At 50.7% G+C, this 12,359-nt stretch carries 10 protein-coding genes; 2 read left to right on the forward strand and 8 right to left on the reverse strand.

All coding sequences use genetic code 11. From position 1 onward, the window contains the following. The first annotated feature begins 44 nt into the window (after window positions 1-44). Together NSMM_RS08050 and NSMM_RS08055 are read left to right on the forward strand one after the other, a co-directional pair. Window positions 45-344 (forward strand): hypothetical protein, encoded by a 300-nt coding sequence (locus NSMM_RS08050; protein ID WP_218121046.1) that lies wholly within the window; start codon window positions 45-47, stop codon window positions 342-344. Between the two features lie 77 nt (window positions 345-421). Beyond that, entirely contained in the window at window positions 422-1,642 is a 1,221-nt protein-coding gene (locus NSMM_RS08055; protein WP_090286405.1) for an ABC transporter permease, read from the forward strand. Between the two features lie 30 nt (window positions 1,643-1,672). Here the strand turns inward: NSMM_RS08055 and mnmE are convergent, their stop codons facing one another. The 8 genes from mnmE to NSMM_RS08095 form a co-directional block, all read right to left on the reverse strand. Then, window positions 1,673-3,049, reverse strand: coding sequence for a tRNA uridine-5-carboxymethylaminomethyl(34) synthesis GTPase MnmE (mnmE, locus tag NSMM_RS08060; protein WP_218121047.1), 1,377 nt, complete (start codon window positions 3,047-3,049; stop codon window positions 1,673-1,675). 38 nt (window positions 3,050-3,087) lie between these two features. After that, window positions 3,088-4,803, reverse strand: coding sequence for a membrane protein insertase YidC (gene yidC / locus NSMM_RS08065; protein ID WP_090286407.1), 1,716 nt, complete (start codon window positions 4,801-4,803; stop codon window positions 3,088-3,090). A gap of 84 nt (window positions 4,804-4,887) precedes the next feature. Continuing rightward, a complete protein-coding gene (yidD, locus tag NSMM_RS08070) occupies window positions 4,888-5,097 on the reverse strand; it encodes a membrane protein insertion efficiency factor YidD (RefSeq protein ID WP_090286409.1) in 210 nt (69 codons plus the stop codon). Beyond that, window positions 5,078-5,479 (reverse strand): ribonuclease P protein component, encoded by a 402-nt coding sequence (rnpA, locus tag NSMM_RS08075; RefSeq protein WP_281200903.1) that lies wholly within the window; start codon window positions 5,477-5,479, stop codon window positions 5,078-5,080. Before rnpA ends, yidD begins: the two co-directional genes overlap by 20 nt. A gap of 54 nt (window positions 5,480-5,533) precedes the next feature. After that, a complete protein-coding gene (gene rpmH / locus NSMM_RS08080) occupies window positions 5,534-5,668 on the reverse strand; it encodes a 50S ribosomal protein L34 (protein ID WP_090286411.1) in 135 nt (44 codons plus the stop codon). A 281-nt stretch (window positions 5,669-5,949) separates the two neighbouring features. Next, window positions 5,950-8,559, reverse strand: a complete 2,610-nt coding sequence (gene mutS / locus NSMM_RS08085) for a DNA mismatch repair protein MutS (protein ID WP_090286413.1) — start codon at window positions 8,557-8,559, stop codon at window positions 5,950-5,952. Then, a complete protein-coding gene (locus tag NSMM_RS08090; RefSeq protein ID WP_090286415.1) occupies window positions 8,556-10,751 on the reverse strand; it encodes a primosomal protein N' in 2,196 nt (731 codons plus the stop codon). The genes mutS and NSMM_RS08090 overlap by 4 nt, the downstream gene beginning before the upstream one ends. A 69-nt stretch (window positions 10,752-10,820) precedes the next feature. Continuing rightward, window positions 10,821-12,206, reverse strand: coding sequence for an adhesin (locus NSMM_RS08095; RefSeq protein WP_090286417.1), 1,386 nt, complete (start codon window positions 12,204-12,206; stop codon window positions 10,821-10,823). Window positions 12,207-12,359: the final 153 nt, after the last annotated feature.

The following is a 12,359-nucleotide window of genomic DNA, read 5'->3' on the forward strand; positions in this document are numbered from 1 at the left end:
CCATCATGTGGATCATGGGTACCTCTAAAAATCCACATTTTGTCATGCTTGCTCTACCTGCGGCTGCAGTCGATATCGCTCCGCGCATCTCTGACCGGGAGAGATCATTGGGTCAGCTCGCTGAAATAAAGGCTGGGCAGAAGTCGCTGGAAGACAAGATGGATATGCGGTTTGCAGCTATACAGGAGTTGATGGATCAGCGCTTTGAGTTTCTGCAACCGCTCATGTTGGCGATGATTGCCGGTGTGTTTGGTCTGATCGGGTTTATCGTGTGGGACGGGTATACCACGTTGCGGCTAATAGATGCGCGCTTGTGCCGCATTGAGGAAGTGTTCAAGCATTAACCAATCAAACGAACGAAATTTCGGCAACAGAATTATTCCAGTTTTTTGAAAACTCCCTGTTAGGTTCTCGATAAATCATGTTCAAACTAGCCCTGCGTAATATCTTCCGCCAGAAAATGCAGACAATGATGACGCTGGCCGCAATTATCAGCGGCGTGGCGGGGATCATTCTGGCTGGTGGCTGGGTGAATGATATCTATGTGCAATTGGGCGAGGCGCTGATTCATTCACAAAGTGGCCATCTACAGGTTTATCGGCAGGGCTATTTTGCTTCCGGTACGCGTTCACCCGAGAAGTACCTGATCAACGATCCCGATCAACTGAACCGGCAGATTGCCGAGTCGATCGGCGTCAAAAAATTTTACACCAGTATGTCACGGCTGAATTTCTCTGGACTGCTCAACAATGGCCGCAGCGATTTGCCTATTATCGGGGAAGGAGTACAGCCAACAAAGGAAGCCGAGCTTGGCAGTTCGGTAGTTATCACCGCAGGTCGGCAGCTGGCGGATAGCGACGATTTCGGCATTCTGCTGGGTCAAGGAGTGGCAAAAGCACTTAAGCTTTTCCCGGGCGATCATATTACGCTGCTGGCGAACACGCTGGATGGTGCTCTGAACAGTCTTGATTTCGAGGTGATCGGTGTATTTCAGAGTTTTTCCAACGATTATGATGCACGCGCGGTTAAAATTCCACTGCCTGCCGCGCAGGAATTAATTGGCACACCTGGTGTCAACGCGCTCGTCATTCTGCTGCAAAATACCAAGGATACCGATCAGGTGGCAGAACAACTCGCCAGCCAGCTCGATGCATTGGGACTGGAAATCAAAACCTGGGTGGAACTAAACGATTTTTACGAAAAAACGGTTGAAATGTATAAAGGCCAGTTTGGAGTATTACAGATCATCATCCTGATCATGGTGTTGTTGAGTGTTGCTAACAGTGTCAATATGAGTATCTTCGAGCGCGTTGGGGAATTTGGTACGATGATGGCGCTCGGCAACCGCAGCAGTCAGGTGTTCTTGTTGATCATGCAGGAAAATCTGCTGCTGGGACTGATCGGCAGCGGGCTCGGTATTGGGATCGGTTTATCACTGGCGATGGGGATTTCTGCAATTGGTATCCCGATGCCACCCCCACCCAACGCTGATTTGGGCTATACCGCTCGTATTCAGGTCGTGCCAGTGGTACTGCTGATTGCATTCGGTATTGGTTGCATCGCTACCATATTGGCTGCCCTGCTTCCTGCTCGGCAGGTATCGCGGGTGCCGGTGGTCGAGGCGTTAAGACAGAATTTCTAAACGAGCATCCCGGTTTCCAAAGTCTGCTGCTTATTTTCCGATACAGAAATTTGAGAAAATGCTACCAAGCAGATCGTCTGCAGTAAATTCACCGGTGATGGCAGATAACGCTTGTTGAGCCAAACGCAGTTCTTCAGCGAGTAATTCAAGCGTATTACCTTCGTCCAGCAGGGTGGCGGCAGTTTGTAGGTGCTGACTGGCGCTGGCCAATGCCTGTAAATGCCTTTGCCGCGCCATGTAGAGTCCTTCACCGGCAATATTGCCTTGCCAGCCAATTGCCTGGAGTAACGCGTTTTTCAACAGATCAATGCCTTCGCCGTTTTTAGCCGACAGGTAAATGACCATGCCGTATTCATTTTCAGCTATGCGGGGTATCTCGGCTGATAAATCGATTTTGTTGTAAATCGTCAATACCGGTAGTTCCTGCGGAAGATTGTTCAGAATGTCCTGGTCTGCTGCGGTCATACCCTGGCGACTGTCCAGCACCAGCAGTACTAGCCCTGCCTGTCTTGCTGCTGCATGGGTGCGGGCAATGCCCTGTTGCTCAATCACATCGCTGGTTTCTCTGAGGCCGGCCGTATCGACCAGATGCAGCGGAATGCCCTCAATTTCGATCGACTGGCGGATGGTGTCGCGCGTGGTGCCGGGAAATTCAGTCACAATGGCAATATCCTCATGTGCCAGTTGATTCAGTAAGCTGGATTTCCCCACGTTGGGCTGACCAACTAGCACGATATTGATACCGGACTGCAGTAATGCGCCCTGACGGGATGCAGCCAGCACTCGCGCCAGTTGCTGTTGTATGGCTTGTAACTGTTGAATCGCCTGTGCGGATTGCAGAAAATCCAGCTCTTCTTCGGGAAAATCGAGTGTGGCTTCGACCAGCACGCGCAGCTCGATCAATGCCTGCACCAGTCGGGAAATAGCCGCCGAAAACTCACCATTCAGAGAGCGCATCGCGCAACGGGCGGCATCAGCTGTGCTCGCGTCGATCAGATCAGCCACACTTTCTGCCTGCAACAGATCCATTTTATCGTTCAGAAAGGCACGTAACGTGAATTCCCCGGGCTGGGCAAGACGCGCACCGAGCTGCAGACAGCGTGTCAGCAAGAGGTTCATGATGACCGGGCCGCCGTGCCCATGGAGCTCGACCACATCTTCACCCGTATAGGAGTGTGGAGCGGGAAAATACAGCAGGATTCCCCGATCAAGCACTTGTCCGTGTTCGCCAAGAAAACCACCAAACTCTACACGGCGAGGTTCGGGTAATTTGCCCAGAATGACTCTTGCCAGCAGTTGTAGATTTTTCCCGGAAATACGGATGATGCCGACACCGCCCCTTCCGGGCGGCGTGGCAACTGCTGCGATGATGTCGTGATTACCCGAAGGGCTAACGGGCATAGACATACCACCCGCAAGAGCCCGCAGTAATCAGGCGCGATTGATTATTTTTCCTTGCTTTTATTGGTATTTTCGGCTGATACGGCAGGTTTGTCATACATGCGGGTAATTTGCCATTGCTGGGCAATTGACAGGACGTTGCTGACCAGTGAATACAGTACCAGGCCAGCCGGAAAGAAGAAGAAGAAAACGCTAAAAGCAACGGGCATAATCTGCATGACGCGTGCCTGAATGGGGTCAGTTGGTGTAGGGTTCAACTTGGTCTGCATAAACATCGATATACCCATCAGAACAGGCAATATATAGTAGGGATCAGGCGTAGATAAATCATTTATCCATAGCGCAAAAGGTGCGTAACGCAACTCTACCGCCGCAAGCAATGTCCAGAATAATGCAATAAAAACAGGTGCCTGCACTAAAATAGGTAAGCAGCCACCAAGAGGATTGATTTTTTCTTCCCTATAGAAATCCATCATTGCTTGGTGCATGCGCTGACGATCACCTTTATATTGATCCTGAATCCGTTTTAGCTTGGGCGTCACTTGACGTAGCTTGGCCATCGAACGATAACCTGCGGCAGACAGGGGGAAAAACAGAACCTTGACAGTCACGGTTAGCATAATAATTGCCAAACCCCAGTTATCAACCAGGGAATGATAAAAAGACAGCAGCCAGAATAAAGGAACCGCGATAATCGTCAGCCAGCCATAATCAACCGTAAATTCCAGACCAGGTGCAAGTTTTGCCAGATTATCCTGCTCCTGCGGTCCCGCATAAAGTCGTATGGAAGAAGTTCTCGTGCTACCCGGAGCGATCTCATCAACCGGCAGAATAATGCCTGTGGTATAGAGATTCTCATTTTGCCGTTTGGCAAAAAACTCACGTGGCTGGCCTGGCCCCGGCAGCCATGCGGACAAAAAATAATGCTCCAGCATGGCAATCCAGCCGTTGTCCGCATTAGTCGGATAGTCGACATTATTGCTGTCCATATCCGAGAAAGGGATTTTTTTGAATTTTTCCGCCTCGGTGTAAATTGCTGCACCGGTATAAGAATGATCCATCAATGTGTTACTTGGGGGAGGGATGCTGTCACGCAGCATCTGATAATATGCAAATGGACGTAGCGTGTTCTCACCAGTATTTTTTATTTCAAAATTTACGTCGATCACATAGCTGTCGCGATGAAAAGTGTAAATTTTGGTTACCTGCACATGATTCGTTTCATCCGCCAGTAAACGAATAGTGATTTCATTTTCACCTGCCGCCATTTCATATTGACGTTTAGCAGATTCTGGCCGATAAACCGTTTTATGGTTGGGCAACTCTTCCCCAATCAGTCCTGATTGCGCAACATAAATACGTGATGCCTGGCTTTGCAGCAAGGCATAAGGCGTATTTTTGTCTTCGGTGGAAGGATGTTTTCGTAACTCTAGACGTCGTAAATCTCCGCCAACTGTATCGATTTCCGCGACCACCATATCAGTCACAACTTTTATCTGTTCACCAGTTGGCAGTAGTCGTGGAGTCACAATATCCCTGGCATCCGCATTCTCAGGAATCTGGCTACTTTCCCCCGCCGAACTGGTTTCAGTTAATGAATCACCGGGGACTGGCAAATCGGGATCAACCTGGCTAGTTTTATCTGAGTCAGCAGCTGCATGAATTTGTTCAATACGCGCCTGCTCGTTAATCCATGCTTCCCATAAAAAAAGCAGCGAAGTTGAAAAAATGACGAAAAGTACGATTCTTTTGGCATCCATTTTTGATCTGATGTCTGAATATTAGTAATACTGCTGGTTTGGAGTGGAGATATTATTGCTTGGTAGATGTGACGTTTATGAGCATCAAGGAACCGGATCGTGACCACCTGGATTCCAGGGATGGCAACGGAATATTCGTTTGATACTGAGCCATACACCTGCTATTACACCATGCTTTGCCAATGCTTCCTGCGCATAATTTGAGCAGGTCGGATAAAACCGGCAAGATGGCGGCGTCAGAGAGCTTAAACAAATCTGATAGCATTTAATAAGGTTAATCAGTAATCGCTGCATATTTTTGAAGATATCCTTCAGCTCTCGCCAGCAGCATTAATGCTTCTGGACGAAGACTAACATAATTTGTTGAAGTATCAACAGGATTCCTCAGCTGTATCACGCAATCAAGCCCGCTAATCGTTTGCTGCTGTAAGCGAAAAGTTTCTCTGACAATACGCTTGATTCGATTACGCCTGACTGCTTTATGTTCAATTCGCTTGGCAACGATTAAACCAAGCCGTGCAAAATCAGAATGATTGGGCTTGATATGCAATCGAAGGTAGTTTCCGGTGAAAGTTACTCTGTTTTGCAACACAGATCGAAACTCTTCAGCCTGCTGTAATCGCTGCGAGCGAGTCAGTTTCCGCAGAGCAGGCAGTGTTTTTATCGTCAGCAACACACACAGAAATTTGTCAGCATATAAAAACCCAAATTTCCTTCAACAGGTGGTCGGTTACACGCTTAACCGTACTCTGCCCTTGGCTCTGCGTGCACTGATGATTGCTCGACCGCTTTTTGTGCGCATGCGAACACGGAAGCCATGCGTACGTTTTCTACGAATAACGGATGGTTGATAGGTACGTTTCATTTTCAGAATTTAAGTTGTTAATACTACTAAATTTTCAATTTTTTTAGTGACGCGCTCACCATATTTATGGAGAATCAGGCTTGCCGAACACATTTGAACTGGAACTGCGCATTATAGCCTAATCTATAGGATGCTTCCAAAAATTCAAGGTTCCAGAAAGGACTGGAAGCTTGAAGGTGACAAACCATCGGTAACGGTTAGATAACCAAGGAGCAGATGTCATGATCGGCAAAAAGCTCGGGTATGAACTGGCACCACCATTCATAAAACATCACCTGAAGCTACTCCTTTCTCTCCAGAATTGATTTGATCAGATAAAGCTGTTCGAGTGCTTCTTTGGGTGAGAGATGATCGGGGTTGAGCTGGCGGCAATAGGTAAGTAGTGGGTGGGGCGGAGGTGGGTTGTTATTTTTTTCTATGTCGTCGAACAGGGACTTCTGCGGGTTTCTGTTACTGGCTTCTTGTTCCAGTTTTGTCAGTATTTTTCTGGCGGAGCGGATGACGCTTGCGGGCACGCCGGCGAGGGCAGCGACATGCAGGCCATAGCTCTGACTGGCTGGACCCTCCTGTATCTGGTGAAGAAACACGATGCGCTGCTTGTGTTCCACGGCGGTGAAATGGAAATTAGCTGCCTGTTGAAATTCCTCGATGAGATGAGTCAGCTCAAAATAGTGTGTGGCGAATAAGGTATAGCTGCCATTGCGCGTCAGCAGGTGACGCGCAATGGCAAATGCCAGCGCAAGGCCATCGAAAGTGGAAGTGCCGCGTCCAATTTCGTCAACCAACACCAGGCTTTGTTCAGTTGCGTTACGCAGGATATTGGCAGCTTCGGTCATTTCCACCATAAACGTGGAACGCCCCCCCGCTAAATCGTCGGACGCGCCAATACGCGTGAAAATCTGGTCAATAGGGCCGATCTGCGCGTATTTTGCTGGAACGAAACTGCCACAATGCGCCAGCAGTACAATCAGCGCGGTCTGGCGCATGTAGGTCGATTTGCCTCCCATGTTCGGACCGGTGATGATCAGCATTTTTCGGCCGGTACGTGTGACCGCGCCCAAAAGCGAGTCATTGGCAATGTATTGCAGCACCTGGTTTTCCACAACAGGATGGCGGCCGGCTTCTATGTTGATGATGGGGTAGGGGGTGAAGTCCGGTTCGCGATAGCCGGACAGGCAGGCACGCTCGGCAAACGCGCACAGGACGTCGAGCTCGGCAATGTTCTTTGCAATGCGCTGCAACGACGGAATATAAACTTCCAGCTGCGTCAGCAGCATGTCATAGAGGAATTTTTCACGTGCCAGTGCTTGCTCACGAGCTGTCAACGCCTTGTGTTCATAGTCTTGCAGCTCCGAAGTGATGTAGCGTTCGACATTTTTCAGGGTTTGCTTGCGACGGTAATCCGGTGGGATTTTTTCGCTGTTTGCGTGAGTGACCTCGATATAGAAACCATGCACCCGGTTGTACTCGACTTTCAGTGTGGCGATGCCGGTACGCTCACGTTCACGCGCTTCCAGAGCCAGCAGAAATTGTCCGCAGTTTTCATCCAGTGCCCGCAATTCATCGAGCTCGGCATCATAACCAGTGGCAATGACGCCACCTTCGCGAATGACAACAGCAGGAACGGGCTGCAGGGACTGGATGAGTAATTCGGTCAACGCGGTTTCTGCGGTCAGCGCTTCGGCGAAGCGGGCAATGGCGTCCACTTTGCCTGCAGCCAGATATTCAGTGACCGCTGGCAAGATGCACAGGCTATCGCGTAGACCTGATAAATCGCGTGGCCGTGCGGTTTTCAGGGCGATTCGGCTGGTGATGCGCTCAATGTCGGTCAGTTGTTTGAATTTTTCCTGAATGACAGGATAGTACGGGCTATCGGCAGAGTTGAACAAAGCGGATACGGTTGCAAGCCGCTTCTTGAGTATCGTGATATCTCGCAGGGGATGATGCAGCCAGTGATGTAGCAGCCGACTGCCCATGCTGGTTGCACAAGTATCTAGCGCCGAAAGCAGAGTGGGTGCGTTTTCACCGCTGAGTGTGGTTGTCAGCTCCAGATTACGTCGAGTGGCGGCATCCATACGCAGATAATTTTCTGATTTTTCAACCTGTAGAGTACGGACATGGCTGGGTGCGGAACCGCCATCTTCGCCGTCGGCTGTATGTTGCGTCAGATGTATATATTGTAGGAGTGCCCCTGCAGCCTGCATAGCAGGATGAAGCTGTTCGCAGCCGAATGCATTCAGGTCGCGTGTGCCGAAATGACGCGTCAGCTGGGAGACGGCGCGATCAAAGTCGAACTGCCAGTCGGGTAGCTGTCTGCAGGTAATGGCATTGTTTGCTGGTCTGAATTGCTTCGGAAATGATTCCGGCAGCAGCAACTCCGCTGGGCGCAGCCGTTCCAGTTCGTTGGCGAGGTTTTCCGGCAAGGTTTCCAGCACTCGCAGATCGCCTGCCGCGAGGTTGAGCCAGGCAAGGCCAATAGTGCCGCGGTATAGTGTCAGCGCCAGCAGAATGCTCTCGCGGTGGGCTTCCAGCAGGGCGGCATCGGTTAGGGTGCCGGGGGTGATGATGCGGACGACCTTACGCTCTACCGGTCCCTTGCTGGTGGCAGGATCGCCAATCTGCTCACAAATGGCAACGGACTCCCCAAGCTTGACCAGTCTTGCCAAATACTGATCAGCCGCATGATAGGGCACACCTGCCATTTTGATGGGCTGGCCAGCAGAAGTGCCGCGTTGGGTCAAAGTGATATCCAGTAGCCGCGCGGCTCTTTCGGCATCTTCAAAGAACAGCTCATAGAAATCTCCCATGCGGTAAAACACCAGCTTATCGGTATGCTGTGCCTTGATTCCCAGATACTGACGCATCATAGGGGTGTGCAGATCGGTTTTCATAGGGAAATGGGGTCGATATCCAGATGCCAGCGTAATTTACTGCCGGTGGGCAAGGCGACCAAGTGCGGCTGCCAGTCGGTTAGAAAATGTTGCAGGGACTTGCGCGAGTCTGCCTGCACGAGCAACTGGGCGCGTTCCATGCCATTCAGGCGCATCATAGGAGCGGGCACCGGATCGAACAGCTGAATCTGCTTGGAATGCCTGTTCTGACTGGCAGCGCTGGCTTTTCCCAGAAAAGCCAGCGCATCCTGAATGACTGGTGCCTCGGCACGCAAAGCCGCCTGATAGGCAAAAGGTGGGAAATTCATCGCCTGGCGATCCTTCAGCATTTGCTGCGCGTAATGATCGTAGTCTTGACGCATCAGTGCCTGATAGATCGGATGATGAGGGAATTCTGTCTGGATGAGCACAGTGCCGGGTGTTTCCGCTCTGCCTGCGCGCCCGGCAACCTGCATCAGCTGCGTAAATAGCTGTTCCTCCGCACGAAAATCGGCGCTGTAAAGTGATGCATCCGGATTGATAATGCATACCAGCGCCAGATTGGGAAAATCATGACCTTTTGCCAATAGCTGTGTACCGACCAGGATGTCAACCTTTTTTTGCTGAATCGTGGTCAGTATAGCTTGCCAGGCATGCTTGCGGCGGATGCTGTCGCGATCCACCCGCATGATACGGGCATCAGGCAGATGGTTGATCAGGGCAGATTCGATACGCTGTGTTCCATGACCAAATGGCAGGATATCCTGGTCACCGCATTGCGGGCAGGCCGATGGTACCGATTGCTGATAGCCGCAGTAATGGCAGCGCAGCTGGCGAGCGGGCAGATGAAATACCAGCCGGCTGGAACAGCGCGTGCAGGTTGCTGTCCAGCGGCAGGATTTACACAGCAGGACCGGAGCGTAACCACGACGATTGATAAATACCAGGCTCTGCAAATTTTGTGCAGTGGTTTCACGCAAAGCGTTCAGGACTGGCTCGGTCAGGCCCTCCTGCGCTTTGACAATCCGTAAGTCAATACAGCGGATGGCAGGCAGGCGTGCCTGACTGGCGGCGCGGGTGCGTAGCCGTAAATGCTTGTAATGGCCGTTAATTGCGTGATAGTAGCTCTCCAGCGATGGAGTGGCGGAGCCCAGAATGATTGGAATGTCGAGTTGCTTGGCACGATAAATGGCGAGGTCGCGCGCGCTGTAACGTAATCCATCCTGTTGCTTGAAGGAAGAATCCTGTTCTTCGTCAATGACGATCAGCCCCAGATTGGCAAAGGGTGTAAAAATCGCAAGCCGGGTGCCGAGTACAATGCCGGTTTGCTGATGCTGCGCCTGACACCAACCTTGCAGGCGTTCGTTGTCAGTGACCCCACTATGCAGACTGATCAATGGGCTGGCAGGAAAGCGCTGTCTAAAGATAGCTTCCAGCTGTGGTGTCAGGTTGATTTCCGGCACCAGGATCAATACCTGTTTCTGCTGCGCCAGAATGGTGGCGGCTACTTGCAGATAAACTTCGGTCTTGCCGCTGCCGGTCACACCCTGTAACAGCCAAGGGGTGAATTGATTGGCCATCGCCGTCATCGCGGCGATGGCTTCGGCCTGTTCTGCCGTTGCTGCTGGCGCAGTTGTGACGGTAGTAGTCTGCTGCCCGCGGCTGACCACGGTTTCTTCCGCCCAGCCTGAAGCAACTAATTCACGCAGCAGTTTGCGGGTGTGTGGGGTGATCTCACCGAGAAAAGCTGCGGTGGTTTGCCGGTTTTGCTGCAATAGCCGGAGCAGTTCGCGCTTGGTTTTGCTACGTGCCGGGATAGTGTCGATTCCGACTGTTTGACCAATAGACGTCAGCTTCCATAACAGCACGCCATCGGGTTTGCAAGTAACAGATCGAGTTTTACGTAGCAATGCCGGTAAACTGTTCATGACCACCTGACCGATCGGGTGGTGATAATAGCGATTGCAAAACCGATACAGTTCAATCAGGTCGTGAGGTAATGGTGGAATTTCGCGATAAAGTTGATGGATTGGTTTCAGTTTGTCAGCGGTAATTTGTGTTGCTGCGCATACATCCAGAATAATGCCGATTGCTTCGCGCTTACCAAACGGAACGCGGACCCGCAATCCTATATCCGTCGAGCTTGTTTCCTCGGAGACATAATCAAACAGGCAATCAAGCGGAACATCCAATGCGACACGAATAATTGCCATGCGGAAAGAGTTTGGTCAGGCATAGTCTGACCGGACATCATCGATGCCTGGCCAGATACCGAGGCTTACTTAATCAGAGATGCGATACAAGGTGATTGTTTCCCGAGAAGGGACTGATAGCATCGCGCTTTGGCCATTCGCAGCGATTTCAAAGCCAATTGATTTACCTGAATAATCTGACAAACCTGCGCAACCGCTGGTGTTATAAACGAAGCTGTTGAGCTTCAGGGTATTGTCGGTGTTGTCGAAAGCATAACTGGCCATTTCGACACCTGGTTTTGCACAATCAGACTGTTTTTCCTGCCAGGTTGAACCGGTTGGATCGATCAGCATATAACGGTTGTCTGAAAAAAACAGCAGAGTCGGTGTCTTGATCGATTCTCGGTCTTGTGCCCAGACGCCGATGATTTTATTCGGCTGATTTTCCATTTTGATGTAGCGTATTTCCATGATTTCAGTTTGTGCTACTTCATTTTCATCGCTGAGCTCGATCGGTTTGGAAATATGGAACAGCTCGCCAAACAAACCTGCCTGCTCACGCTCTCGCGGTACGATAACCCGGTCTGATATGATCAGCTCGTCGCCGCTGCTACGGACACGTGAATCTGCACGAGGGTGAGAAAGACCGCCCTGAATATTGGTGTCCAGCTCCGGCTTGCTGGAAAATTTGAATCCACGTTCATCAGCCATGGACGCTGTGGCGACACCATATTCCAAGCCAGCCGTGAATACGACGCGACTGCCACATGCGCGGTTGAGATCGCAGACATCGTCAGCTGTGGCAACTCCATGCAGGTAGGTGCCGCTACCATCGGTTGCTGCTCGGAAAAAATCGGTGTGCGCATCGTCAATGTGAATCCAGACATGAGAACCAAGCAAATCGACTGCTCGGGAGAGAAAATAAGCATTGACTTCATCCGCGCCATGTATCTCACCGGGAATACCGGCGGCTTCACGTGCAGAAATGAGAGCAGGAGAGGCAGCGAACTCGACAGGATCGGTCTGTAGATTAAGTGACGAGTCGAGTGTGGCTACTGCGGATTCTGGTAAGGTAATTCCGTTTTCCGGATTATTATCGGTATCGAGCGCCTGGAACAAGATCAGCAGATTCTGCTGCTTATGGGCATTACCACCCGCGAGTTCGATTGGCGTGATTTGGGTGCTGCCTTCCACATCGGCAAGGGCGAGCTTGCCTAACTGGAACTGAATGCGATCGCCATAATTGAATTCAAAGGTACCTTTAGCATCGGTGACGCCGGAAGCGCCTGATGAGGTGGAGTAGTTTACGCCTTCAATCGCGGTTCCGGCCGTTAATACGCCGACTGCAGGACCTTGGAATGTATTTTTTGATACTTTTGTTTCCGTGCGTTCATCACTATCGCATGCGGCGAGGCCGAACATAAATAGACTGGAAACGAGCAACTTGCTTAATAATGATTGATTGTCGAGTTTCATTGTGGATTGGCGTGTTGCATTGATCGTAAGATTTATAAAGTATGATGCCGGAAAATCATTCTTTCACAGCCACATGAAAAATCTGCTAGTCCGAGGTCAGCATCACTGGTTGATATAACAATTGTAAACGATCGGATTCCCTTGTGAGCAAAC

It is taken from the genome of Nitrosomonas mobilis (genome assembly GCF_900103035.1).
Taxonomy (GTDB): Bacteria; Pseudomonadota; Gammaproteobacteria; order Burkholderiales; family Nitrosomonadaceae; genus Nitrosomonas; species Nitrosomonas mobilis.